Origin of the sequence: Parasediminibacterium schistidii (assembly GCF_046546515.1) — a bacterium.
In the GTDB taxonomy this organism is placed as follows: Bacteria; Bacteroidota; Bacteroidia; order Chitinophagales; family Chitinophagaceae; genus Parasediminibacterium.
On sequence record NZ_JBKHKJ010000011.1, the window covers coordinates 12232 to 38788 of the forward strand.

The 26557-nt window shown below is 40.9% G+C and carries 16 protein-coding genes; 10 read left to right on the forward strand and 6 right to left on the reverse strand.

Going from position 1 to position 26557, the window contains the following annotated elements; translation table 11 throughout:
- Window positions 1–14 precede the first annotated feature (14 nt).
- Genes ACHFIY_RS08050 through ACHFIY_RS08060 form a run of 3 tightly spaced genes read left to right on the forward strand, consistent with a single transcriptional unit; the run spans window position 15 to window position 5140 of the window.
- Window positions 15–581 carry a condensin complex protein MksE gene (locus ACHFIY_RS08050; protein ID WP_410845564.1) on the forward strand — a complete coding sequence of 189 codons (567 nt, stop codon included), beginning with the start codon at window positions 15–17 and terminating at the stop codon, window positions 579–581.
- The gene (locus ACHFIY_RS08055) at window positions 565–4239 is read left to right on the forward strand and encodes an ATP-binding protein (protein WP_410845565.1); all 3675 of its coding nucleotides are present in this window, start codon (window positions 565–567) and stop codon (window positions 4237–4239) included. The genes ACHFIY_RS08050 and ACHFIY_RS08055 overlap by 17 nt, the downstream gene beginning before the upstream one ends.
- A gap of 22 nt (window positions 4240–4261) precedes the next feature.
- Window positions 4262–5140 (forward strand): DUF7281 domain-containing protein, encoded by an 879-nt coding sequence (locus tag ACHFIY_RS08060; protein ID WP_410845566.1) that lies wholly within the window; start codon window positions 4262–4264, stop codon window positions 5138–5140.
- 111 nt (window positions 5141–5251) lie between these two features.
- Here the strand turns inward: ACHFIY_RS08060 and mdh are convergent, their stop codons facing one another.
- The 5 genes from mdh to ACHFIY_RS08085 all read right to left on the reverse strand — a co-directional run bounded on the left by mdh (window position 5252) and on the right by ACHFIY_RS08085 (window position 11212).
- On the reverse strand, window positions 5252–6181 hold the full coding sequence (gene mdh, locus ACHFIY_RS08065) for a malate dehydrogenase (RefSeq protein ID WP_410845567.1): 930 nt from the start codon (window positions 6179–6181) through the stop codon (window positions 5252–5254).
- A gap of 56 nt (window positions 6182–6237) precedes the next feature.
- Complete coding sequence (locus tag ACHFIY_RS08070) at window positions 6238–6909, reverse strand: peroxiredoxin family protein (protein ID WP_410845568.1); 672 nt, start codon at window positions 6907–6909, stop codon at window positions 6238–6240.
- A 125-nt stretch (window positions 6910–7034) separates the two neighbouring features.
- The gene (gene recJ, locus ACHFIY_RS08075) at window positions 7035–8735 is read right to left on the reverse strand and encodes a single-stranded-DNA-specific exonuclease RecJ (protein ID WP_410845569.1); all 1701 of its coding nucleotides are present in this window, start codon (window positions 8733–8735) and stop codon (window positions 7035–7037) included.
- Window positions 8736–9198: 463 nt separating this feature from the next.
- The gene (locus tag ACHFIY_RS08080) at window positions 9199–9705 is read right to left on the reverse strand and encodes a helix-turn-helix domain-containing protein (protein ID WP_410845570.1); all 507 of its coding nucleotides are present in this window, start codon (window positions 9703–9705) and stop codon (window positions 9199–9201) included.
- A gap of 544 nt (window positions 9706–10249) precedes the next feature.
- Window positions 10250–11212, reverse strand: a complete 963-nt coding sequence (locus ACHFIY_RS08085; protein ID WP_410845571.1) for a polyprenyl synthetase family protein — start codon at window positions 11210–11212, stop codon at window positions 10250–10252.
- Between the two features lie 176 nt (window positions 11213–11388).
- On the opposite strand from ACHFIY_RS08085, the gene ACHFIY_RS08090 reads away from it, so the two are divergent.
- The 7 genes from ACHFIY_RS08090 to ACHFIY_RS08120 all read left to right on the forward strand — a co-directional run bounded on the left by ACHFIY_RS08090 (window position 11389) and on the right by ACHFIY_RS08120 (window position 17138).
- On the forward strand, window positions 11389–12201 hold the full coding sequence (locus ACHFIY_RS08090; RefSeq protein WP_410845572.1) for a hypothetical protein: 813 nt from the start codon (window positions 11389–11391) through the stop codon (window positions 12199–12201).
- Between the two features lie 62 nt (window positions 12202–12263).
- Window positions 12264–13064 carry an OmpA family protein gene (locus tag ACHFIY_RS08095; RefSeq protein ID WP_410845573.1) on the forward strand — a complete coding sequence of 267 codons (801 nt, stop codon included), beginning with the start codon at window positions 12264–12266 and terminating at the stop codon, window positions 13062–13064.
- A 197-nt stretch (window positions 13065–13261) separates the two neighbouring features.
- Window positions 13262–14059, forward strand: coding sequence for an outer membrane protein assembly factor BamD (locus ACHFIY_RS08100; protein WP_410845574.1), 798 nt, complete (start codon window positions 13262–13264; stop codon window positions 14057–14059).
- On the forward strand, window positions 14056–14400 hold the full coding sequence (locus ACHFIY_RS08105) for a DNA-directed RNA polymerase subunit omega (RefSeq protein ID WP_410845575.1): 345 nt from the start codon (window positions 14056–14058) through the stop codon (window positions 14398–14400). Before ACHFIY_RS08100 ends, ACHFIY_RS08105 begins: the two co-directional genes overlap by 4 nt.
- Window positions 14401–14612: 212 nt before the next feature.
- On the forward strand, window positions 14613–15809 hold the full coding sequence (coaBC, locus tag ACHFIY_RS08110) for a bifunctional phosphopantothenoylcysteine decarboxylase/phosphopantothenate--cysteine ligase CoaBC (RefSeq protein WP_410845576.1): 1197 nt from the start codon (window positions 14613–14615) through the stop codon (window positions 15807–15809).
- Window positions 15802–16722, forward strand: a complete 921-nt coding sequence (porD, locus tag ACHFIY_RS08115) for a type IX secretion system protein PorD (protein WP_410845577.1) — start codon at window positions 15802–15804, stop codon at window positions 16720–16722. The genes coaBC and porD overlap by 8 nt, the downstream gene beginning before the upstream one ends.
- 23 nt (window positions 16723–16745) lie before the next feature.
- On the forward strand, window positions 16746–17138 hold the full coding sequence (locus tag ACHFIY_RS08120; protein WP_410845578.1) for a DUF4296 domain-containing protein: 393 nt from the start codon (window positions 16746–16748) through the stop codon (window positions 17136–17138).
- A gap of 389 nt (window positions 17139–17527) precedes the next feature.
- On the opposite strand, the gene ACHFIY_RS08125 is transcribed toward ACHFIY_RS08120, so the two are convergent.
- Window positions 17528–26281 carry a GH36-type glycosyl hydrolase domain-containing protein gene (locus tag ACHFIY_RS08125; RefSeq protein ID WP_410845579.1) on the reverse strand — a complete coding sequence of 2918 codons (8754 nt, stop codon included), beginning with the start codon at window positions 26279–26281 and terminating at the stop codon, window positions 17528–17530.
- Window positions 26282–26557 lie beyond the last annotated feature (276 nt).

Here is a 26557-nt window from a genome sequence, read left to right on the forward strand (position 1 = left end):
ATTTGAACATGCAAATGCCGCCACAAACAGCCGATATTTTTGACATACTGAGCAAAGGGCAATTTATATGCTCCAACAGTACAGACAGTACCAAAAGGAAACTTTATTCCATTATTGAGGAAGAAGAAAACCATGAGGTATTGTACAACTATTTCAAGCACATCAATTTTGCCTTGGAAAAAGGCGATGAATATTTCTATTTCAGCAGGGAGGAATCGAAAGCAGATTTGGAAAGAAAAATAAAAACAGCCGAAAAATGGATTGATATACTAGATTTCCTAAAAACCTACGACAATGCCTTTAGCTCGGGTTACCGGGTTTCCATTGCCGAGATAATCGTTCGGCTAAAAACGGATGCAGAATTGGAAACAAAACTATATGGGCTCAAAAAAATTACCGACAAAGAAAAGAATACCGAAATACTGGAAAAGATTTTCGACATATTGGAAAAGGATTGTTTTATAGAAATAGAAAACGCAAACTCGGGAACTTATAAGGTATTGGCTTCCTTTAAGTACATGGAAGAATTGATAATGTGCATTCATATACCTCAAGAAATCATCAATGACATCGCTAAGTAAAATCATTTTTATCAATAGTGCCAATGGTTCCATCCGCTATGCCGAGGTGGAATTGGACGGGAACGTGCATTTTATTGGCACACAAGGAGTAGGAAAAAGCACGTTGCTGCGAGCAATCTTATTCTTTTACAATGCAGACAAGCTGCGGCTGGGCATACCGAAAGAAAAGAAAACTTTTGACGAGCATTATTTCCCTTACCCCAACTCCTATATCATTTATGAAGTAATGAAAGATACTGGGTCCTTTTGCATATTGGCTTTCAAATCGCAAGGCAGGGTAGCGTTCCGTTTTTTTGATGCAGCATACTCACCAGCCTTTTTTATCGATAGTGAGGGGATGGTATTTGCCACATGGGACAAAACAAGAGATATTTTTGGCAAGCATATCAATTACACCAAAATCATCAATAGTTACGAGGAATACCGCAACATCTTGTATGGCAACAACAAAGGGCTGCCACCGGAATATAGGAAATATGCCATATTAGAAAGCAAGCAGTACCAAAATATACCCCGCACCATCCAAAATGTATTCCTGAATGCGAAGCTGGATGCTGAGTTTATTAAAGAAACCATCATCAAATCGCTGAACGAGGAGGAAACCACCATAGACCTCACCACGTATTCGCACACGCACCTAAAAGATTTTGAGGCAAACCTGAACGACATCAGGCTTTGGACAGACAAGAACAGGAATGCCGAAAATCAATTGCACAAACAAGCAAATGCCGTTTCAACTGTTTTTTTAGCACTGCGATATTTGAATAACCAGAAAAATGAACTGGCCGGGCAACTCGGCTGGTCATTAGCCAACATGGAAGTGGAACAACCAAAATATGCAAAAGAAAAAAGGCAAAGGGAAGATGAGCAACAACAACTGCAAGAACGATTATACAAAATAGGTGAGGCTTTCAAAGAAAAGGAAGGAAAGATAAATAAGGAACTTAATATAATTGATAGCAAACTAAAAGAGATTAGAACCAAACAAACTGAATATAAGGCAATAGATATTGAGACCATAATAGCCAAAGTTGCCAGGAAAGATAGCTGGGTGGCACAGCAGCAACAGCTAGAGCAGGAAAAAACTATCCTTACTTCCAATTTCATGGAAATAGACCAACGGTATAGTGCATTATTGCAACAATTGGAGAACAGTTTGGCAAGTTTTGCCAACGAAAAACAAACAGAGAAGAATAACGGGCAAAGCCAGCTAAACACATTTAAAGAAAGGCTTGGCAAACAATATGAGGGTATTTATGAGGAAATAAGAAGCCAACAGACAGAAGCATTGGCAACTGCACGGGTCTTTGTTGATGAAAAAAACTCGGTTATATCTTCCCTTAAAATTAAACTAGCTGAAGCTAGGCATAAGCGGCATTATGAAAATGAAATAAAAGAATGTGAAGCGGACATAGCTGCAAAAAAAGCCAGCATTGCAGAAGCACAGCATACCATCCGCCAAAATGGCGAAATATGCAAAAATACCGAAAGGGAATGGGGGTTGGAGGAAACCAAAACCAAAGCCGACTTTGACAGGAACATAGACAAACAAAATGAGGCACTAGAAAAATACAAGCAACAGGCAATCGCAATTGACCTTAAAATTGAAAATAGCAAGGATTCCTTATATGGTTGGCTAAATGAGCAAATGCTTGGCTGGGAAAACAATATTGGGAAAATAATAGATGAGGAAAATGTATTGTTCCATCCCGGCCTAAGCCCCCAAAAAGCAACAACGGGCGAAGCCAACTTTTATGGCGTAAACATTGACCTAGTAGAGATAAGCAAAACCGTAAAAACAGTTGCGGACTACCAGCGTGAAAAAGAAGGGCTAAACGAAGCAATAGCTGCCGGAAGAAAAAACATTGCCTCGCTGGATGAAGCACTGAACGACAACTTGGAAAAACTGAAAAAGAAGTTCCAGCCCAAGATCAGGGAGTTGAAAGAAAGCATACAAACAGAGGAATACGGCATAAGCCAAAGCCAGCAACAATTGGATAGCTATACGGTGCAATTAGCGGATTGGAACAAACGTGCAGAAACGGAGAAAAAAGAGGCCCTCCAAAAAATAGAAAATGCCATTGCGGAAGCAAGCGAGGCATTGATAAAAGCAAAGGAGAACCTAGCCCAATTAGAAGGCAACATCAACAAGCAGATAGATGCAAAGAAAAAAGAGAAAGAAAGCAAGATAAAGGTCGAAGAAAAGAAGCTGGCAGAAATCGTTGCTTTAATTGACAACAACATCCGTGAAAAAAGGATAGAAATAGAAAAAAGGGCTGCTGAATTAAAAGCACAACAAAAGGCTGAGTTAGATAACAAAGGTGCTGATACCAAAAGGATTAGCCAAATAGAAACAGCACTGGCTGAAATCAAAAAAGAGTTGGCCTATATTGACGCGAATCTTAGAGTAGTTTATAACTATGAGAAAGACAAGAGTGAATTATTTGACCATCTTGACGAATTTAAAATCCGAAAGAAATTAGCAGAAGATAAACTGGAAACTGAACTTGCCAACTACAATAAAACAAAAGGGGAGTTGCAAAATAGTATCAATGAAACAACAGCAAAAATAAACAGGCTTGCCAATATATTAAATGCTTTTCAGGAAGATGTGGCGCTTTATGAGGAATTCAAACGTTCAAAAGCTTATCAACCCATTAGTAATTATATTGACACATTTAGCGAAGCCAATAAAACCAGCAAAAGGTGCAAAGCCATTATAGAGGAACTTACTCAAAAATATTATGACGGTATCAGTCGAACTGATGAGTTAAAGGAAGCCATAAACAAATTTGCCGGGAATTTTCAGGAAAACAACATTTTCAATTTCAAAACAAAATTCAGTAGCGAGGATGAATATTTTGCATTTGCCGAGCTATTGAAAATATTCATGGAAGAAGATAAAATTGGCGAATATGTAAAAAGGGTACAGGAAAGGTTTGCACACATTATCCGGCAGATAGGCAAGGAAACAAATGAGTTAATAGCAAAAGAGGGCGAAATACATGGGGTTATCACAGACATCAACAAAGACTTTGTTTCCCGAAATTTTGTAGGTGCAATCAAAAGGATGGAGTTACGAACGGTAAAAAGTGCCAATAAAATTTTCCAGTTGCTGGAAGAAATCAAAATATTCAATGATGAAAATGCCTTTGAACTTGGCCAGCCCAACCTTTTTTCGTCTGGCAACCAAGCAAGCAAGAACGAAAAAGCCATCAGCCTATTGAAACAACTGATAAAAGAAATGTCCGCCACCAAAGAAAAAAAAATGACACTGTCCGATTCCTTTGAGTTGCAATTCCGTATCGTGGAGAATGACAACGACACAGATTGGGTAGAAAAATTATCAAACGTAGGTTCGGACGGGACGGATGTGCTGGTAAAAGCCATGATCAATATCATGCTACTAAACGTGTTTAAAGAGCGGGCATCTAAAAAACAAAAGGATGATTTTATACTGCATTGCATGATGGACGAAATAGGGAAGCTGCACCCTACAAACGTAAAAGGCATTTTGAAATTTGCAAACGACCGCAATATTTACCTTATCAATAGCTCTCCCACATCTTACAACGCTATTGATTATAAATATACTTATCTATTAGCCAAGGATGCAAAAAATGCAACCTTGGTAAAAAGGCTAGTCAAGAAAATATAGCTATAACCTTTCAAACATTGTTATGAAGATACCCTTGCATATTGCTGAAAAATTATTGCTATTGTTAAATGGTAAAGCCATTAATGGAAGCGAGGCAAGGCACATTTTGATAGACGATTTGGTAACAGAAGCCATCCTTGAAAGAAAAGGCCGGATTAAAAAAACACTAACCCTACGAAACAGCCAGTCATTGCATTTGTACCTGCAAAACCAATGCGCCATTACAGACCTAGCTACTTATATTGAAACGCTAAAAAATGAAAACGCCTCCCGGGCAGACTTTGTTACTGTCTCGGCAGATTCAAAATTAAAGGCAGTAAGGACTTTTAAAGGCTTTTTGGTAAATAGCTACTTGCCCATACAAGCAACCCTAAACAACAAACCTTTTACCATTCATCCTCAAGAAGGTAGTTTTAGCTTTGTATATGATTTTGAAACCTTCATTCCCTCAATAGAAACAACCATCGTAGGGATTGAGAACCCGGAAAATTTCAGGTATATTAAGCGGCAGCAATATCTGTTTAAAAACATTACCCCCTTGTTCATTAGCCGATACCCTCAAAACCAAAGCAAGGATTTAATAAAATGGTTGCAACGCATCCCAAACACCTATTTGCACTTTGGCGATTACGACTTTGCAGGGATTGGAATTTATGTAACCGAATTTAAAAAGCATCTCAAGGAAAAAGCAACATTCTTCATTCCAGAAAATATAGAACTACTTTTAAAAGAATACGGCAATAAGGAGCGTTATAACCAGCAAAAAATAAATTTCAACTTAGCCCTTATCCATGAACCAAACCTGCAAATGCTTATTAATTTATTAAACCAGCACAAGAAAGGATTAGACCAAGAAATTTTGGCTCATGTAGTAGCAGCTAAGAACCCAATAACCCCATAGGATAGTTATTTACTCTTTTTTTGCTTTCTTTATACAAAATTGGATATAAACAAAAGCCCCTAAACCATTTTGGCTTAGGGGCTTTTTACTATATGCAAATCAAAGATTTAATTACAAAGTCTTCAATACATCGTTCATGTTCCTTACTGCAGCGGCGCTCTTATCGAAGGCAGCTTGTTCGGTTTCGTTCAGTTTGTAATCGATAATTTTTTCAACACCGTTTTTACCGATGATTACTGGTACACCCAAGCAAATATCAGACTGACCGTATTCACCATCAAGGGCAACGCAGCAAGAGAATAGTTTTTTCTCGTCACGTACTATTGCTTCTACCAATGCAGCTCCGGCAGCACCTGGTGCATACCAAGCAGAAGTACCGATTAATTTGGTAAGGGTTGCACCACCTACCATTGTGTCGGCTACTACTTTTTGTTGTTGTTCTTCCGTCAAGAAATCAGTAACAGGAGCACTGTTCCAAGTTGCGTAACGGATTAAAGGTATCATTGTCGTGTCGCCGTGGCCACCTACTACGATAGCGTTTAAATCGCTTGGGTTAGCCCCCAAAGCTGCGCTTAGGTAGCATTTAAACCTTGCACTGTCCAAGATGCCACCCATGCCAATGATTTTGTTCTTTGGCAAGCCAGTGCTTTGCAAAGCCAAATATGTCATGGTATCCATTGGGTTAGAGATAACCACGATGATGGCATCGGGCGAATATTTCAAAATATTTTCAGCAACACTTTTTACGATGTTTGCGTTTGTTCCAATCAGTTCTTCGCGAGTCATGCCGGGTTTGCGGGGCAAGCCAGAAGTAATTACCACTACATCGCTGCCAGCAGTCTTGGAGTAGTCGTTGGTGCTGCCTGTAATCTTGGTATCGAACCCTAGCAGGGCAGCCGTTTGGGTCATATCCAGTGCTTTGCCTTCTGCAAAACCTTCACGGATGTCTAGCAATACTAATTCGGTGGCCAGCTCTTTGCGGGCAATGTTGTCTGCGCAAGTTGCACCCACGGCACCTGCACCAACTACAGTAATTTTCATACAATAATCTTTAGTTAAATGAACATTTTTATTTGCGGTGCAAAAGTAATGTGCATTTAGTTGGTGGCAGCCTTTTTTTTGCTTTTTTTATCGGTTGCGTTCCCGGCAGGTGCCGCATTTACTAATTGTATCATTTCGTGCATATCTGCCCCTTGCTCATACACTTTAACAAGCATCCTGTCGGCATCGTAAACAGCTACAAACGGAGTGAACTTTACATGATAGAAAACCGGGAGATAATATTTTGTGTCCCGCCCCATGGCTATATTGCTGTACTTGCTTAGCTCATATTTTTCTGCAAACCCTTTGATAGAATCTAAATCATGAAAACTTGCAAACACAAAGAAAGCTTGTTTCAGGCTGTCCATGTTTTTCAGTATTTCTTTCATCTCGTGGTGGCAATGGCCGCATTCTGGGCTGAAATAAGTAATAACCAATGGCCTTTTTGTAGGCAAATCCTTAGGGCTAAACCAAGTGCTGTCCTTGCTTTTTTTGTTTACCGATTGCAAAATACGAAAGTCGGGGAAGGCCAAGCCCATGTACTGGGGCGTTATGGTATCTTTTAAAACAGGGCTTGTGCTTTGAGCATGGCTAGCTTGTTTAGCCAGAGGTATTGTGTCTTTTTTGTTGCCAGCAACTATAGCGGCATTAGTTGCATTTGCTTTGTGATGGATACAGGCAGCAAAACAAAGACCCAGCAACAAAGCAGAAGGTAATATTCTTTTCATGGTATAAAATTAAATGAAATGTGGCAAAAAAAGAAATGAGAGCCATGTGTTTTCAACTTTGTAACAATAAAATAGCAACTATTCACAAACCTCAAATCCTACGTCTCAATTATAATTCATTGCTCCTAATCAAAACTCAATTTAACGTCTATCATTTTTAGCTGGATGTTGGTTTCGTTGTTCCATTCGTTCAGTTCCAAGGTATAAACAATGTCAACAGGCTCGTCCATTTGCAACAAGGTGAATTTTTCTGCCATGTTAAAGCCGATGCCATTCATTATTACGTTTCCTTGTTTCAGCACAAAACGCACATGCTGCTCTTTTACTATTTTGCTAAAGCCTGTCTCGCTTACTTTGCGGGTAATAAACACGGGCCGCATATTGTCTGGGCCAAAAGGTTCCATCTGGTTAATTAGTTTAAAAAAACCTTGCGTGATGTCGTTTAGTTTTATTTCTGCATCGATAATAATTTCTGGCACAAGCGAGTCGGGCGAGATAGTGCTGGATACTACCTGCTCAAACGCTTGTATAAAAGGGTTTACATTGTCTGGTAGCAATGTCATGCCCGCGGCAGCAAAATGCCCCCCATAGCCTATCAAATGCTCCTTGCAGGCGTGTACGGCTTCGTATAAATTGAACCCGGTAACACTCCTGGCACTGCCAGAAACCAAGTCGCCACTGCGGGTAAGCACCACCGTGGGGCGGTAATAAGTTTCTATCAACCTGCTGGCTACAATGCCCACCACGCCTTTGTGCCAATGCGGCTGGTACACAACGGTCGATTTTTTCGTTTTCCCTATTTCATTGGCCTCCAGCATGGCAAGCGCTTCTTCCGTTATGCTTGCATCAGCTTCCCGCCTGTCTGTGTTGTCGCTATGCAATAGCTCTGCAATGGCCAAAGCCTTTGTAATGTCTTGCTCAATAAATAACTGCACGGCTTTTTTTGCATCGTCCATTCGGCCAGCAGCATTGATGCGGGGGGCAATTACAAACACAAGGTTGGTTACGTGCATTTCTTTTTTAATGGCAGACAGTTGCAGCAGTGCTTTGATGCCTGGGCATGGGTTTTCGTTTACTTTTTTTATGCCGTAATAGGCCAATATCCTGTTTTCGCCCGTTATAGGTACTATGTCGGCAGCAATGGCCGTGGCAACCAAGTCTAGGTATTGCAGATAGTTTTCAGCTGGAAGTTGCAGTTTTTCGGCTAATGCCTGCAATAGCTTGAAACCTACGCCGCAGCCACACAATTCTTTGTAAGGGTAGTTGCATTCTTTTTGCTTGGCATTTAAAATGGCCACTGCTTTTGGCAGGGTTGCATCGGGCAAATGGTGGTCGCACACGATGAAATCTATCCCCAATGTTTGGGCATAATCAATTAATTCAATGCTTTTAATGCCACAATCAAGCGAGATAATAAGGGTGATGCCTTGTTCGTTAGCATAATCAATGCCCATTTTGCTTACCCCATAGCCCTCTTTGTACCTGTGGGGTATATAATAGGCTACCTCATTGTATATATGAATTAGAAATTGGTAAACGGTGGCCACGCTTGTGGTTCCATCCACGTCGTAATCGCCAAAGACCAGTATTTTTTCTTTTTGTTCAAACGCCTTCAATATGCGGTTCACTGCTTTTTCCATGTCTTTCATCAACCATGGGCTGTGCAAGCCTGCCAATTGCGGGCGGAAGTATTGCTTTGCTTTTTCAAAATCATCTATGCCCCGCTGCACCAGTATGGCACATAGTGTTTTGCTCACCTTCAGCACCTCAAACAGTGTTTGGGTTTTGCTGTGGTTGCTTGCAAGTATGTTCCATTTTTTCTGCATTTTGCTTTATTTTTATCAAAACTGCCCAAAAAGCAGTCTCGATACTGGGTTTAGATGGGTTGAAACTATATAGGGCGGGCAAAATAACAAAATGCTTCCTGAATGCAACAAAGTAAGTGAAACTTTCAAACAACTTTAGCCTTTTTGTTGCTACTAGCCATTTATATAGCCACAAAGGCATGAAAGCACTAGGGTACACAAACAAAAAAGGATTAAACGCTTTATTTTTCTTTTCCCTTAAAATTTTGAGCCTCTTTTGTTTCTTAGTAATAGTTTCAAAATAACTTTCCCCGATGTAAATAATATCTTGTTTTTGGCTAAATGGCTTTAGCCATGATAGTTAAGTGCCAATAATGGGGAAAGTTATTTTGAAAAAGTTACTTACTGGTATGTTGTCATCAATTGCACCTAGGTAATAACTCTTTTTTTACTAGCTGTGTTCTAAGCATGTTACTATCAATTATTAATCAATTATTGCTTCGTGCATTTTAATGTCTATTTGCAGTTTTGCCTGCTCTGCCTTGCCATTTTTGCTTAAGGTTTCAAAAGCATCAATCGTTATCAAATCTACAAAAGCCTTCGTGCGCTGCTCCTTGCTAGCTTGGCCAGCCAAGCGATTGGCCAATAGCAAGGCTTGGCTGGCCTGCAGGCATTTTTGCTGCATGGCAGCCAATTTTCTTTTTGCCCTGTCTAGTTTCATTTTGCTTTCTTGCATTTGTGTTGACCATATTTTAGCTGCCAAAACCTCATCATCAGCTTGCTGCGAAGCTACTAAAGCCGCTAGGATGCCAGATAATGCACCTGCTTCCTCTTCTTTCAAAAGAGGCGCTAGTTGCAGCATGGCAGCCGTGGGTAGTTCTCGTAGGTTTTTCTCGGCCAAGGCAATTGTGCTTTGCGAAACAGATAAGTAAAACGCTAAATTTTCCTGCGATAAGCCATGTTTTTCCCGCAATTCCTGCAACCAGTTCATGTTGTAATAATTTTATTGTAATAATTTGATTTATTCACGATATTTCATTACAAAGTTGTAATAAAAATTTTGTAATAGTTGGTTTTATTACAGAAAAATTATTACAAGTGGAGTTGGGAGAATTTTTAGCAAAACAAAAAATGATTGATTTAACCCGCATTTTGCAGTTGACTTCGTTATGAAAGGCTCAAATGCAATAAAGACAAGTATTTGAGCCGAATTTTTGGTCGAAAACATAGTGTACTATTGCAAGGCCAAAAACTCAAGCAAATGCTGGTGTTTAAAGTAGTTGGGGCTTGCAATAGATTTTAACTGCAAAATCCAGGTTTAGTCCGCTGGGAAAAATCTTCAGCAGGGCATGTCGTGTAAAGAGATAAAATGGATTTCCAATCCACGTAAATGTAAGTTTTGTAGGTGTGGTTTGGTTTTATAAGAAGCCGATGGCAGCAATGCCAACAACCGCCTCATTTTAGGTCTAAGGCATTATTTCACCATTTAAAACAAGGTATTGAATAATAACAAAAAAATAAACTCAACCAATTTTTTAATAAGCCCTGTCGGTAGTATAGCGTACCAGTTCCTCGAGTGCTTCCCTCGTTTCTGTTTTCTCAAAACTATGCAATAGGGCAAGTGCCTCGTCCCTAAACGCAAACATTTTGGTAGTGGCATAGTCAATGCCCCCAACTTTTTTTACCTCATTAATAATATACGCTACTTTTTCCTTGTCTGTGTTTTGATTTTTAATGATATAAATAATTTTCTTTTTAACAAGGGGTTCACAATTGTTCAAAGTGTAAATCAGGGGCAGGGTCAATTTCTTTTCTTTGATGTCATTACCGGTAGGCTTGCCAATATCAGCATTTCCATAATCGAATAAATCGTCTTTTATCTGGAAAGCCATGCCCACCTTTTCGCCAAATAGCCGCATTTTTTCTATATCCTCGGCTTTGTCAAACGTGCTACAAGCTCCTGCTGCACAGGCAGAAGCAAGCAAAGAAGCTGTTTTGCCATTGATTATGTCATAATAAACGGCCTCTTTTAGGTTTAGGTTGCGTGATTTTTCAATTTGTAGCAACTCCCCTTCACTCATCAGCTTTACAGCCTCTGAAAGTATTTGCAATATTTGATGATCCTTGTGGTTCAGCGAAAGCAGCAACCCTTTCGATAACAGGTAGTCGCCAACCAATACTGCAATTTTATTTTTCCAAAGGGCATTGATGCTAAAAAAGCCACGCCTTTCGTCTGCTTCGTCCACCACGTCGTCGTGCACCAGTGTGGCAGTGTGTAGCAACTCCACTAGTGATGCAGCCCTATAGCTTGCCTCCGTGATGGGGCCACCCATTTTGGCGCATAGCAGCACAAACATAGGCCTTAGCTGCTTCCCCTTGCGTTTCACGATGTATTCCATGATGCGGTCTAGCAATGCAACCCTGCTCCGTACTGCATCCCTGAAGTGCGCTTCGAACAAACCCAACTCTTTCGATATGATTTTTTTGGCTAATTCCATATAAAATAATGGGTGCAATATACTTGTGAAAAAGAATAAATAAAACAAAGCAGCATTTATAGTTCTCTGTTTGTCATAATGTATAACACTGGCTCGAAACTTATTAATTACATTGATTTATATATTTTCGCCCAGTTTTTTTAAAATTTATACGTTCAACATTTTAAACAATAATTATGGTAAACAAAAAGTACGCAGTATTAGTAGCTTTGTTGCTAACATTACAAGTAGCAAGCTTCGCACAAACATCAGGTTGGGATTGGAAAGATTCTTCTGTTGTAGATCCAAACAGCACAACACAATTTACAGAGTTTTTGCAAAACAAAAACCCGTTCCCTCCAAAGCCACGCAATGCTTGGGAATTTAGTCTTGCAGGTGGACCATCTGTAATATTTGGAGATGTTAAATTTGGCTTAGGTTTGGGTGGAAGCCTTACACTAAGGAAAGCAATCAATAACACTTTTTCCTACAGGTTGGGTTATTTTGGTTCATATAACACAGGTAAAGCATCTAAAAACAATTATGCCAGTATCAATGATCTTGGTTTTGGAAATACGCCAAGCTACTACACGCATGATTACAAAAATATTACTCACTCAATTGCAATTGATTTTCTTGCTTCTTTGAATACTTTTAGCAATTATCGTGGTGATCCAAAAGCAAATATTTACGTTTTAGGAGGGCTTGATATGATAGCTTCTGCTACACAATTTAAAAATGAAGTTACCGGTAAATACCAAGATCTTAGAAACTTCCCACGTAGAAATTTATTGCCTTGGACTAGCAAAACTGGTCATGAGGCTTGGTTCTTAGGATATAGCTATGGAGTTGGCTTAGCTTTCAAGGTAAATACAAAATGGAACATTGGTGTAGAACAACGCTTTACAGCACCTCTACTTAAATTTGATTACATTGATGCATACCATACTGAAGGAGGTGGAAGCGATATTTATAGTTACTCAGCACTTAAGATAAATTATAACCTGTAAAATATTGATTTAATCATTATTTACAACTTTAACTCAATTTATTAAATTTAAATTTCAAGGAAATGACAAATAAAAAAATACTCTTAATTGCAGGATTGATTGCATTATCTTCAATTAGCTCCTTTGCACAAAAAACAATTGGCTCAAAAAAAACCGAGCCATTGTGGTGGATTAACCCCAACGACTATGTATATAGTGAGTTGAACAATCCTACGCACATGAAAATGCCAAAAGTTACACTTCCAGATGCGGATAAGGATGGCATACCAGACCAGTTTGATTTGGAACCAAATACCCCGGCTGGTGTTCCAGTAGATTCGCGTGGTGTAGCAAGGGATACGGATGGTGATGGTGTACCTGATTATAAAGACAAAGAATTATTGACACCTTCTAAATGCTTCCCTGTAAATGCAGACGGTGTTGGCAGTTGCCCAGAATCAACTTGCTGCTCTGATGTAAGGAACGAACTGGAAAAACTTAAAAAAGAAGGTTTGTTGAAAGGCGGTAGCGGCGATTGCAATATCACTTCATTGCCAAGCGTGCAATTCAAAAATGGTGCTAAGTTGACTAAAGATGCAGAAACGATTTTAGCATCTGCTGCTGCTCAATTGAAAGCAAACCCAGGTTGTAAAGTAAAAGTAATTGGTTATGGTGCTTCTAGCAAAGCTGCACAGCAGTTGAGCTATGAAAAAGTAAGTGCTGTAATTAAATATTTAGTTGAGAAAAACGGTATTTCTGAAAGCAGGGTAATATTTGTTTATGGTCAAGATGGCGATGCAAATACTGTAGATCTTCAAGGAACTACAGAAGAAGGACCTAACACAGTACCAGCACCACACCCAAATTTAAAATCTAAAAAATAATATATTTTAGGTGAAATAGTTAAAAGCTGCTTGGCATTTGCCAAGCAGCTTTTTTTAGTACTTGTTAGGTTTAAATATTTTAAGAAATAAAGTAGCTTGAAATGTATAACTTTGCATTTTGGCATATCATTAACCATCGGTAATGTTTATTTCTTTGTAAGAATGATACATTGCAGCCAATTGAATTTTTTGAAAATATGCTCAGGATATTTATTTTTTTTAGTCTGGTAATTTGTTTAGGCAGCTGTACTTCTAAGTTTGCTAGGATTCAAAAAAGCAATGATTTTGAGTATAAATACAAAATGGCTGAGGAATATTACAAAGAAAAAAAATACACCTTCGCCCAACAGTTATTTGAATCGCTAACTCCTTATGTTAGGGGTACGGCAAAATATGAGGAGTTGTTTTATATGCTAGCGTATAGTTATTATTACCAGGAAGATTATGTGAATGCTGAAAATTTATTTAAAACATTTACCGAAACATTCCCTGCAAGCAATAGAACGGAAGAATGCGACTATATGCGTGCTTATACATATTATAAGCAATCGCCAAAAGTAGATTTAGATCAGGCTAACACAACAAAGGCGGCAGGCCTTTTTCAGGCTTTTATTAGTACCCACCCTTCATCAGCAAGGGTAAAAGAAGCAACTGATTTAATAGATGCCTGCAGGGAAAAGCTGGAGTTGAAAGATTATAAAGCAGCAGAATTGTATTATAGCCTTGGCTACTACAAGGGTGCCGCAGTTTCCTTCGGCACATTATTAGAAAATTACCCCGATTCAAAGCATGGGGAGGAGTATAAGTTGACTGCAATAAAAGCATATTATAAGTATGCCGAGCTTAGTTATGAGGAAAAACAAAAAGAACGGTTTGAAAAAGTAGTATCAGAATGTGCAGATTTTAAAGAGCGCTACCCAGATAGTAAATTGTTAAGTAGTATAAACGAGTATAAATCGCAGGCAAATAATTTTTTAAAAAGTATAAAAAAATGAGTAAATCAAAAAAACCTTTCAATGTTGGCAATATGCCAGCAGTAATTGAAACCAAAAGCTTGATAGATATTAAAGCCAAAACTGGCAATCTTTACGAATCAATCGCTATTGCTTCACGTAGGGCCAACCAGATAAATATATCAATCCGTGAAGAATTGCACAACAAGCTAGAAGAATTTTCAAGCCACACAGACAGCCTTGAAGAGATACATGAGAACAAAGAGCAAATTGAAATCTCTAAAGTGTATGAAAAAATACCCAACGCACCTATTTTGGCACTATATGAATTTATGGATGATAAAATATATTATCGTAAAAATGACAATGACTTATTTAGATAATTAAATGTGTGAAGATATTTAACAAAAAACGGCAGTAGCAATACTGTCGTTTTTTGTTATTTTCATCTTTTCAATAAATTAGCAATCATAATAAGGCAATTAGTAGAAAGTATTTTTTACTAATCGGGTATAATTTCACCATTTAGGTATTTAGTAGTAGCAACGTATTTAAATTTAAAATTTAAAATACAAAATTTAAAATTTTCTAAACGATGCTGGCAGGAAAAAAAATATTAATAGGGGTTAGCGGCAGCATTGCGGCTTATAAAACCATACTGCTTACCCGTTTATTCGTAAAAGAAGGCGCAGAAGTAAAAATAGTAATGACTACTGCTGCAAAAGAATTTGTATCGCCATTGGTGTTGGCCACGCTTTCTAAAAACAAAGTATTGCAGGATTTGGCCACCAACGATGAGTGGGCAAACCATGTTCAGCTTGGCAGGTGGGCAGATGTTTTTGTAATAGTGCCGCTTAGCTGCAATACATTGGCAAAAATGGCAAATGGCATTTGCGATAATTTGTTGATGGCCACTTATCTTTCGGCTACTTGCCCTATTGTGGTTGCCCCGGCAATGGATGAAGATATGTGGCACCACCCTGCCACAAAGAAAAATATAGCTACTATAAAAGCGTATGGCAACAAGGTAATTGCTGTGAAAAACGGTGAGCTTGCAAGTGGCCTTGTAGGGGAGGGCAGAGTGGCTGAGCCCGAAGAAATATTGGTTTATATAAAAGAACATTTTTGCAGGACAAACGAATTTGCTGGCAAAAAAGTACTGATTACGGCAGGGCCAACGTACGAAGCACTTGATCCCGTACGGTTCATCGGCAACCATTCTTCTGGTAAAATGGGCTTTGCCCTCGCAAAGGAATTGTTTGAAAAGGGTGCTGACGTAACAATTGTTTCGGGGCCATCAAAGGAAAAATTGCCCTATACTAGTATAAAAAGGATAGATGTAATATCGGCAAATGATATGTATAACGCATGCATGGGGCCGGCTGCTGAAAGCAATATCATAATAATGAGTGCTGCTGTGGCCGATTATACGCCTGCAACAGTAGCTACTGAAAAAGTAAAAAAGAAAGAGGCTGCTTGGCAAATAGAGCTAAACAAAACAAAAGATATTTTGTACCAAGTAGGCCTGCAGAAGCATCAAGGGCAATTTTTGGTTGGGTTTGCGTTGGAAACCAATAACGAAAAAGAAAATGCCTTGCTAAAATTGAAGGCAAAAAATGCAGATTGCATAGTTTTGAATTCACTTCGAGACGAAAAGGCAGGCTTTGGACACGATACTAATAAAATAACATTATTGCATAAGTCGGGCGAGATGATTGAATTTGGCTTGAAAAGCAAAGCAGCCGTTGCAAAAGACATTGTATCATTTATATTGCAAAAAATCAATGAGTAAGAAAATAGCCATAAGCATTTTATCATCACTTTTTTGCGTGCTTCTACATGCACAAGAGTTGCAGGTAAAAGTAACCGTGAATGCTAGCCGTATCAACAGTACGGTGGACAAAAAGGTATTCGTAACACTGCAAAACCAGTTGAATAACTTTATGAATAACCGTAAATGGACAGGTGACGATTTTAAGCAGAACGAAAAAATATCCTGTAGCTTTCTGCTGAATGTAGAAAGTATTGTAGAAACAAATGTTTACAAAGGGTCATTGATTATACAAGCAGGAAGGCCTGTACACAGCAGCAGCTACCAGTCTGCCCTGATAAATTTACAGGATCCAGACATATCATTTAAGTATGTAGAGTACCAACCTATAGATTTTAATGAAAGCAGGGTACAAGGTTCCGACCCAATGATTGGCAACTTGTCTGCAGTTTTTGCATATTATGCCTATACCATTTTGGGCTTGGATTATGATTCTTATTCACCCAAGGGCGGCGACAAGTATTATCAGAAAGCATTGAATATTGTGAACAACGCCCCAGAATCGAGTAATATAAATGGATGGAAATTATTTGATGGCTTGCGGAACAGGTATTGGCTGAATGAAAACTTGGTAAACACCAAGTACAGCATTGTGCATGATGTGTTTTACTCTTACTATCGTTCTGGGTTGGATAAGTTGTATGCCAGCGATGCAGAAGCAAGGAAAAATATACTCCAGTCCATCACCCAGCTCCAGGCTTTTAATAACGAAAATGCAAATACTGCTATTGTCCAGTTTTTTATGCAGAGCAAAACAAACGAGCTGATAGGGGTTTTTAAAAAAGCCGCTCCAGATGATAAAGCAAAAGCTGTGGATATTTTAGCCAAGCTAGATATAACGAATGCGCAACGCTACAAAGATGAGACTAAGTAATTTTGAATTTTAAATTTTAAATTTTGAATTACAAATTAGATAAACGCTTTATAAATTGCACCTTATTATTGTTGTTATTTGGCATTGCCTGCGGCAATAAAAACAATACGGTGCTGCAAATACCCGACATGAAATTTGTAATGTGGGATATGGTAATGGCCGATAACCTATTTGGGCAAATGGCCATAAAAGACTCGCTTGCCAGGCCGCAGAAAAAAAATATAGCCCTCTACCAAAAAGTGTTTGAACATAACAATACTACCCGTGAGCAATTTTACAATAGCTACAAATACTACCAGATGCACCCGTTGGAAATGAAAATACTATTCGATTCGGTAGAAGCATATGGGGCAAGAGTAAAAGTACAATATGAGAAAAAGCCGCATATTCCTGTGGGGGGCAAGGGAGTGCGTTAGGTTTAATATTTGATACTAATGATTATGGGTATGCAATATTTTTAATCTTTTTTCCCTATAATCATCTGTAATAAACACATTTTTAAAACATGCTCAAGAAAGAGTTCGTAGAAAGCGACTAGCTTTTGGGAAACCATGACTCATACCTCTATCCGCAGGAATTTGGAAATTACTTTCTCGGGTTTCTGAGAAGAGTAGCCATTGCCCATTTTTATTGTTCCGTTTTTAAAAACGCAGTTTTCTGCTAACATAATATTGTAATTGATAACTTAAATGTATGCAATTTCCATTTTAGAAGCAATGTGGGCTGAAAAATTAAACTTAGCACTAGCTATTTGACGGTGTATCACCTATGGTTAGTCCCTCTCCATAGTATTCTATCCCAATCCTTACCCACCATCTCCTAAGCTCACCACTACTTCATGGGTGCTATTATCATCTAACAGGGTAACAAAAATTTCTGATTGTTCTATCCCGTCAATTGAAATAGTCATTTTTTTATCCGTTTCTCTTTGCTGGATAAAATGGATATGATAGGTAGCCGTTTTGTACTGGTAGCTTATTTTGTACCATGCCCATTCTTCTGGGAAGCAAGGTTCAAAATGCAGTTCGTTGCCTTTGCGTTGCAAGCCTAGCACATACTCTATAATCAATTGATAAGTCCACCCTGCCGAGCCAGTGTACCATGTCCATCCACCACGCCCAAGGTTCGATGGCTCTGCATATACATCTGCAGCCATTACATAGGGTTCTACTTTATACATTGCCACACTGCCTTGGTCAATAGCACGGTTGATAGGGTTTACCATTTTTAGCAATTCCCATGTCCTTTGCCTGTCTTTAAGTGCTGCAAAACCCATGATTAGCCAGATGGCGGCATGGGTATATTGCCCCCCGTTTTCCCGTACGCCAGGCACATAGCCTTTTATATAGCCTGGGTTCAGTGTCGATTTGTCGAATGGCGGGTTGAACAATTGTATAAAGCCTTGCTCTTTCCGCACTAAATACTTTGCTGCTGACTTCATGGCTATCATAGAATGCTGTTCATTGCCAGCCTTGGAAAGCACGCTCCAGCTTTGGGCAATGGAGTCAATTTTGCACTCATCGTTTATCACGGAGCCCAATGGTGTGCCATCATCAAAAAACGCTCTTTTGTACCAGTTGCCGTCCCAAGCATTTTGCTCTATGTTGCTTTGCAATTTTTTTGCCTCATCTATGCAATGGGTATAAAAAACCAAGTCGTTTTTCATAGTGGCCACTTCGCTAAAACGCATCAAAGTATCATAAAGGAAAAAAGCCAGCCATACGCTTTCCCCTTTGCCATGTTCCCCCACTTTGTCCATGCCATCGTTCCAGTCGCCCGAACCCATCAGCGGCAGGCCATGCACGCCAAATTTTAGTCCATTTTCTATGGCTTTCATGCAGTGGGTATATAAGCTGGCTGTTTGTTGCGATTTGGAGGGTAAATCATAAGAAGACTCCTCGCCCGGGTTCAGCAGCCTGCCTTCAAGAAAATGTACATTTTCATCCAGTATAGCCACGTCGCCCGTATGGTGCACATATTTTGCGGTTACAAAGGGCAGCCATAGGTAATCATCCGAGCAGGTTGTTCGTACGCCCCTGCCCACTGGTGGGTGCCACCAATGCTGCGCATCGCCTTCTTTAAACTGGCGTGAAGCATTTAGCAAAATTTGTTCCCTTGCTATTTCAGGCTTGTTGTGCATAATAGACAACACATCCTGTAATTGATCCCTAAAGCCAAATGCCCCGCCAGATTGGTAAAACCCGCTTCGTCCCCAAATACGGGAGGCCAACGCTTGGTAGTTCAGCCAGCCATTGCTTAATATATTCAATGCGGCATCGGGTGTTTCTATCTGCACCACGTTTAATGTTTGCTGCCAGTAATTTTTTACCTTTTCCAAGGCTGCATATACTTTATCACGCCCTTTAAACTGCTGGATAATTTCTATTGCGTCTTGCTTGTTCCTGCCAGCCCCTAGCTTAAAGATAATTTCATATTCTTCGCCATCAGCTATGTCAAAAACTACTTGCAGGGCAGCACATGGGTCCAATGCTGCACCGGATCTTCCCGATAGCTTCGATTTGTACATTGCTTCCGGGTTTTGCAAAGTGCCGTTGCGGCCTATAAACAATGCCCTGTCTGCAGAAAAACTAGCTACTGTGTCGTCTACTTCCAAAAAGCCAGTCCTGCCCTCCAGCTCTGTATTGTAAGCGTTCCTTGCAAAAAGGCAAGATAGGTGCATATCGGTTTCTGTAACGGTGTGCATCTGCGTTTTTGGCCTTATTTCGCCCATTACCCACTCTACATACCCTGTTGCAGATAATTTCCTTAGCCTGCCAGATTGGTTGTACAATTTGAGTATGATACATTTCACCGCCACTTCCGCATCTACAAAAGCGGTCATTTGGCTACCAATGCCGTCTTCACTATGCTCAAAACTGCTGTACCCAAAGCCGTGCCTGGTAATATAGGGCGTTTTGCCACGGGCTTGCAATGGCGTGGGCGACCAAAATTTGCCGCTTTCTTCGTCTCTTATATAAAATGCCTCGCCTGCAAGGTCGCTTACAGGGTCGTTGTTCCATGGTGTCAAGCGGAATTCATGGGCATTGTCTATCCATGTGTAGGCTTGCCCGCTTTCGGAAACAATGCTGCCAAAATTGGCATTGGCTAACACATTGCACCAAGGGGCAGGGGTTATTTGGTTGGGCTTGGTTACTATCACATATTCTTTTCCATTGTTGGCAAAGCCACCCATGCCATTGAAGAACTGCAAATCGTCAGGTATTTTTACAGATGTTGCAACCGATGGGTGGAACTTGGTTGGCGTGAAATAAGGTATAATTGTTTTTAATTTTGAACGGCGGTTCAATTGCTCATCCAGCGTGCCAAATTTATCGCTGATAACCAGCCTTGCCACTGCTTGGAACAATATCCTGTCTTCCTGAGAAATCTGGTCGGCAGAGCGGATAAACACGCCGCCCGGCTGTTCTTTCATGTCCATGCTTAGGCTTGGGGCTATCAAGCCCATTATTTGGTTTTGCAGGGTAAACCTGTAATCGCCATGGTCTTCGTTCCAGATTACCAAGTCAACTATTAGCCCTTTCAAACGCCAGTAAGCATGCGCTTGTATCATTTGTTTTACCAGTTGTATATTGCCTAGGCTTTCTATTTGCAGCAACACTATTGGGAGGTCGCCCGAAATGGAATAACTCCACAACCCAGATTGCCCACGGGTGTTTTGGCTGATAATGCTGGCATCCGCTCGCATGGCAGCATTGGTATAAATAACAGAACTTGCCAGCTTGCCAAACAATTGCGCATCTGGCTCGCTTGCATTTATTTGCCTCAATACTACTTGGCTATGTGTCCATGACAGTTCAAAGGCACGGTCGGCCATAAACTTGTCTTGGTATTTTTCTATCAACAGGTTGTTTTGTTCCTTGGTTTCGGCTATGCCGGTTACCATGTCTATAATTACTGTTTGGTAGGGTTCAATTTCTATCCTGTATTGGATGCTGATAATAGGATCCAACACAGAACCCTGCGAATTTGACAGCGGTTCAGGATTTTTTATAGCATATGGTGCGTGGATGGTATTGCCCCTTCCTATAAATTTTGCCCTGTTGGTCTCGTAGCTTACGTGTTGTTCCTTCGCATTATGCACTTTCATCAAATGGAACATCGTGGGGTGGTGTTCGCTTTCGCTGCGTGGGCGGCGTGTGCAGATAATGGCATTGCGCTGCTCTGCAATTTCTGTTTGTACAAACAAGTTGCTGAACGCAGTATGGGCCACGTCTGCATTTTGATTGGTCAGTACTACCTCTGCATAGCTGGTTACTTCTATTGTCCTTTTCTTGCGGGAACGGTTGGTTATATGTACCCTCCGCAATTCCACATCGTCCTCGGGCGAAACCACTATTTCGGTATGCGTTTCCAATTGGTAATCCTTCCTCCTAAATTCTGCCCTGCCTTGCGAGAACACCGCTTCGTACCCATCGCCTTCTAGCAACAAAGGCTGATAGGCCGTGGACCATGCTTCTTTACTTTCCAAATCCCTTATAAAACAAAATGCGCCCCAGTTGTCCTTTGTTGCATCTTCACGCCACCTTGTTATGGCTATATCTTTCCATCGGCTGTAGCCGCCACCTGCATTGGTAACCATCACATGGTACCTGCCGTTTGACAATAGTTGCACTTCTGGCACGGGCGTATGCGGCGTGGTGATAACCCGTATAGGCACTTCGTTGGTTTCTTCCTTTATATTGGTATCGGACACATGCACGCCTGGGGAGTAGAAGGTAGAAACCCTTGGTATGCGTTCTTGCAACAGCAACAAAGTAGCTTGTATTTGGACGTCTGCCTCAAACCTTTTTTGCATGGGCTTTCCTAAAAGCAAATAAGCTAGGGAAAGAAAGCTCATGCCCTGATGGTGAGCCATGAAAGAACGGATTACCACATTTTCTTGCCCTCTTGGCAAGCGGGATGCAGTATAGTCAACCGCTTCGTAAAAGCCATAATTACCTTCAAAACCATCCCCTTTCATCCGCTTTAAATTAGTGAACGACTCTTCAGGCATTACCATCAATGCCATGATAGTAGAATAGGGGGAAATGACCAAGTCTTCGCCCAATCCACGCTTCAAGCCCAGCCCCGGCACGCCAAACGCACGGTATTGGTAATTGAGGTTAGAGTCAACAATATTATACCCCGATTCTGAAATGCCCCATGGAACGTCCCTTTTCCTGCCATAGTCTATTTGTTTTTGTACAATGGCATGGTGGGTTTGATTCAGCAAGGTATTTTCATACGAAGGCATTACCAGCATGGGCATCAAATATTCAAACATTGATGCACTCCAAGAAATCAGCACAGGGCTACTGCCCATGCTGGTTAGCTGCCTGCCCAGTGCAAACCATGTTTCCTGGGGTATTTTGCCTTGTGCAATGGAAACAAAAATGCCTAACCTTGCCTCGGAAGCTAATAAGTCGTAATAGCTATTGTCTGGCCTGTGGTCCACGGTGCTGTAGCCAATGGTAAACAAATGCTGTTTGTTATCGTACAAAAAGTCATAGTCAACAGTGACAAAATCCGTTGACTTTTGTACCAGCCTTTCTATCGTTTGTATGCTGTCTTTTGCCCGTCTGCCAGCTTCAATCACGGCGTTTGTAAACGCATCCAGCCATTGCGTTTCCACTTGTGTATTGTCGGGCGAATATTTAGATTTGATATGGGGCAATAACTCAATATGCACCCTAGCCAATTCTTGAAGCGTTGGGATGTTGGATACCAAGGATAGTATATCGTTGAATTTTGCAGAAGGCAAAGCCAGCGATGCCCAAGGTGCTAGCGAGTTCAAGTCGTTGTGTATATCGTTTAGTTGCCTGCCCAGCAAATCAATCCATAGCAATAGTTCTTCTTTGGCTACTTCTTTAAAATTATAAGCAGCTACAATTTTTGCATACTCGTCCCCCAAAAATTGCAAGCAGCCTTTTGCATCGGGCAATGTCTCGGGGTAAGATGACATAATGCCTTCCAGTTCTTTTTTAAAAGATTCTATCAGTTTGTTATTGTCATGAGCCTCCATCAATACATTCACTGTGTCCATCAAGCCGTCAAATGCCCTTGGGTTAAATATTTTTTGTTGCGGGAGCAGTAGCAAGCCCTGTTTCAAGGTTACCAGATGGCCAATAAAATTGCCACTATCCACCGTTGAAATATAGCGTGGATTCAAGGGTGCTAAAGAAACAGTATCATACCAATTGTATAAATGCCCCCGGTATTTTTCCAAGGCTTGTATGGTATTGAAGGTATTGGTAGTACGTTCAATAAACTTGCCTATGGAAATATAGCCAAAATCATAAGCTGTTAAATTAGACAATAACGAAAGCCCGATATTGGTGGGCGATGTGCGGTGTGCTATCCTTTGTACAGGATGTTCTTGGTAGTTGTCTGGCGGCAGCCAGTTGTCGCCTGCATCTACAAAAGTTTCAAAGAATGCCCATATTTTCCTAGCAAGTGCTTTCAGGTAAATGGTTTGTTTCTCGTCAAGTACAACATCCTTGCTTTTCTCATTTTGGCTAATTACCCATGCTAACAAGGGCGAAAAAAACCATAGGAGCAATACGGGCAACTGTATAATCAATGCAACAGAAGCGTGCCAGAATAGGTAAAACAAAGTGCCAGTGGATAGTAATGGGGCTACCCACATGGCACCAAAAGTGGAAACAATTTTTTTGGGGATGGTATTAATGGTATTGGTAGATGGGTTCCACTCCAATAATTTCTTTTTGGAGAAAATCATCCGCCAAGCGGTACGCAAAATGGCATCTGTATTAATGTAGGCTTCGTAAGGCAAAAAAGCAAAGTCTAGTATTTGCTGGAACAAACTTTCCATGCTGCCCCTCACAGTGTACATTAGGTGCTGGTACATCACCATTTCTTTTGGCTTACGCCAGAGCGACCACCCAAAATTGAGGCCAGCAGGAATGATAAACAGCAGAATGATATTAACAGTCCAGAACCATGACGAACCCGTAACCCAGCCAAACAGCAGCAAAAACGTGATACACAGCGGCACCATGCTCCTGCGAAGGTTATCAAATATTTTCCAGCGGCTAAGAGCAGTCAATGGGTTTTTCCTAAACTCCTTGTCAGGTGCAGGTACTTTGGGCAGCAGCCACCTGGCAATTTGCCAGTCGCCCCTTATCCAGCGGTGGCGGCGTTTGATGTCTGCATTATAATTGGATGGGTATGCTTCATACAACTGCACATCGCTTATAAAGCCAGAGCGTGCATAGCAGCCTTCTATCAAGTCATGGCTCAATATCCTATTGTCCGGGAAGCGGCCGTTTAGCGAATGCTCAAAAGCGTCCACATCATAAATGCCTTTGCCTATAAACGAACCCTCTTTAAACAAATCCTGGTACACATCCGATACCGCCCTTGTATAGGGGTCTGTGCCGGGTTCGTTGCCATGTATTTTTGCATAAAAAGAACTGCTTGCATCCGGCAGGCTGTTGGAAACCCTTGGCTGTAAAATGGTATAGCCATCTACCACCCTTTGTTTTTCTTTTGAATACAAGGGATGGTTTAGTGGATGTGCCATGGTGCCTACCATCTTCCATGCCGAATCTCTTGGTAGCTTGGTGTCTGTATCTAAGGTTATTACATATTTTATGGATGGAAAAATGGTCTCATCGCCTATTATAGTTATGAAATTCTCCCGCCCAATGCCTCTTAGCAATGCGTTCAAATTCGATAATTTGCCCCTTTTTCGTTCATAGCCCATCCATTTTTTTTCTTGTGCGTTCCACTTGCGTGGGCGGTGGAACAAAAAGAAAAAGCCGTTGTTTTCACTGCCGTATTTTTTGTTCAGGGCAATTGTTTTATTGCTAAGGGTTCCTACTAGGTTGCTGTCTTCCGCCAGCGTTTCGCTGTCGGCATCCTTAAAGTCTGTAAGCAATGCAAAATGCAGGTTCTTGTCCCTGTTGCCCAAAAAACGCACTTCCAAGTCCTCTAATAAACCATCGATGTCATCTAGGCTTGTAAGCAAGGTTGGCACTACTACCAAGGCGTGCAAATCTTCCGCAATCCCTTTTGAAAAATCCATGCTGGGCAGCAAAGACGGGTTTGCCAGTTGCGTAGCTAGCCAGTTGATAAGCGTATGCGCCGTTTGGCTAACGGCTATCAGGCAAATAGCAGCAAGTACAAAAATATACTTGCCATGCAGGCCATCTATATATGCCTGATGCACCAGTATTTTGGTAAACAAAAAACTAAGCAATGCAATGCCTGACAAGTAAAAAAACAGAGGGCTTTTGCAGAAAACTTTTTTAAGTTTATCCAGCAAAGGCAGCTTTATTTTTGTTGTTTTTTCTACTTGTGCCAGCCCTTTGTCTATTAAGTAATAACCCACGTGCGTGCAGCGGAGCGGGGCGTTTTCCTCTTCCTGCCTCTCGGCACATTTTACCACCAGCTTGGCTACGTCCTGCTCCGATAGCAAGCTATGCTTTGATATTTTTTCTACCACATGTCTGTACTTGTCCCGGGTAAAAAAATCCATGCTGGCATAAACATTGGCTGGGTCTTTTTTCAAAATTGCTTCTACTATGCTGCCTTGTTCTACAAAGTCGCGCCAGTTAGTCGTGTTCAAGAAACGCAGGCTCACGATACTGTTGCTTATAGAAAGCTGGTCTGCCGCTTGCTTTTGGTTTTCTAGTTGCACAAGGTCTGTGCTTGTAAGCCCATTTTCCGATAGGTTTTGCTCCACCCAGCTTAGCGGCAACGCAAGCGAAGGCCCCTTCCCTTGGAGTTTCCTAGTTAGCTCAGCTACAAAGGAACTATCCATTGGCGGGTTGCTTCTCACCATGTCCGCTATCACCAGCACTAGGTTTTTCGGGTCTTTCTCGGCTGTTTCCGTCATCTCGTCTGCCCACTTGTCTGCTAGGTTTTTGTTCAGGATATTCGTAGCAATCTGCGTAGACAAGCGGCGCAGGTTTTCCAACAATGCCAAGCGGAACATGATGGGTAATGCCCACAATTCCCCAATCCGTAGCGTTGTTACTTTCTGGTACGCTTCTATAAATCGGTTTAGGGTTTGCAAATCAATACGCCCATCCGTGTGCGACAGCATTTCTATGGCCATGTCATACACCCTTGGTAAACCTTCCGATGCACCCTTTGCCAGTTGGGGCAAGCCTTTGCTATAGCCTTTGGGCAAATGCTTCTTGGCAGTATAAACCTGCTCTTCAATCAAGTAAAAATTATCCAGCAGCCATTCGCCCGCAGGCACTATGGGATGGCTTTGCTTTACAGATTCCGTGAGCAGTTGGTGTACTTCCAACAGGATACCTTCATTTTCCGAAAGCCTTTCCAGCAAATGCTCGGAGGGTTTGCCTTCAATCAGCACATGGCTTTTGGCCAGTTTCTGGGCATATTGCTCTATTTGCTCCAGTGTAAATAAATCGGCACGGAAGGGGGGGAGTTCATCCTTGTACTTATCCAGCAGGTTGCCCCCAAAAATGGGGGCAATGATATTTTTCTTCAAGCTAGCAAACGCATAGGGCAGGATGCCAGTGATGTTGATTTTGCGTGAAGGTTTGTTTTTTTCGAATAAATTCATTGTACAAATAAGCTTTTAGTGGAAATCCAATCCCTAGTGCAACTACGCACTTTAGTGAAACCAATATCATGCCTCACCTGCAAGCAGATGGTAGCCAAAATCCTAGGGGGCTTGCATCTAGAAACATGTCGGTAAATGAAAGCTGTTGTAGAAAATACTCTACAAAAAATACATGGGAAATTGATGGGTTTTTAAGTGCCGCAGGCGTCCTATAAGTACCACCTTTCTTTAATCCATAAAAATGAGCAATTCTTTTTTCTTTCTTTCTTTCCTTTT

Bases quoted from the DNA above. Each gene is read 5' to 3' on its own strand.
- ACHFIY_RS08070 (WP_410845568.1), bottom strand. From the start codon at position 6,909: ATGAAAAGAATATTACCTTCTGCTTTGTTGCTGGGTCTTTGTTTTGCT.
- coaBC (WP_410845576.1), top strand. From the start codon at position 14,613: ATGCTGGCAGGAAAAAAAATATTAATAGGGGTTAGCGGCAGCATTGCG.
- ACHFIY_RS08090 (WP_410845572.1), top strand. From the start codon at position 11,389: ATGGTAAACAAAAAGTACGCAGTATTAGTAGCTTTGTTGCTAACATTA.
- ACHFIY_RS08085 (WP_410845571.1), bottom strand. From the start codon at position 11,212: ATGGAATTAGCCAAAAAAATCATATCGAAAGAGTTGGGTTTGTTCGAA.
- porD (WP_410845577.1), top strand. From the start codon at position 15,802: ATGAGTAAGAAAATAGCCATAAGCATTTTATCATCACTTTTTTGCGTG.
- ACHFIY_RS08105 (WP_410845575.1), top strand. From the start codon at position 14,056: ATGAGTAAATCAAAAAAACCTTTCAATGTTGGCAATATGCCAGCAGTA.
- ACHFIY_RS08125 (WP_410845579.1), bottom strand. From the start codon at position 26,281: ATGAATTTATTCGAAAAAAACAAACCTTCACGCAAAATCAACATCACT.
- ACHFIY_RS08080 (WP_410845570.1), bottom strand. From the start codon at position 9,705: ATGAACTGGTTGCAGGAATTGCGGGAAAAACATGGCTTATCGCAGGAA.
- ACHFIY_RS08050 (WP_410845564.1), top strand. From the start codon at position 15: ATGCCGCCACAAACAGCCGATATTTTTGACATACTGAGCAAAGGGCAA.
- ACHFIY_RS08095 (WP_410845573.1), top strand. From the start codon at position 12,264: ATGACAAATAAAAAAATACTCTTAATTGCAGGATTGATTGCATTATCT.
- ACHFIY_RS08100 (WP_410845574.1), top strand. From the start codon at position 13,262: ATGCTCAGGATATTTATTTTTTTTAGTCTGGTAATTTGTTTAGGCAGC.
- recJ (WP_410845569.1), bottom strand. From the start codon at position 8,735: ATGCAGAAAAAATGGAACATACTTGCAAGCAACCACAGCAAAACCCAA.
- ACHFIY_RS08060 (WP_410845566.1), top strand. From the start codon at position 4,262: ATGAAGATACCCTTGCATATTGCTGAAAAATTATTGCTATTGTTAAAT.
- ACHFIY_RS08055 (WP_410845565.1), top strand. From the start codon at position 565: ATGACATCGCTAAGTAAAATCATTTTTATCAATAGTGCCAATGGTTCC.
- mdh (WP_410845567.1), bottom strand. From the start codon at position 6,181: ATGAAAATTACTGTAGTTGGTGCAGGTGCCGTGGGTGCAACTTGCGCA.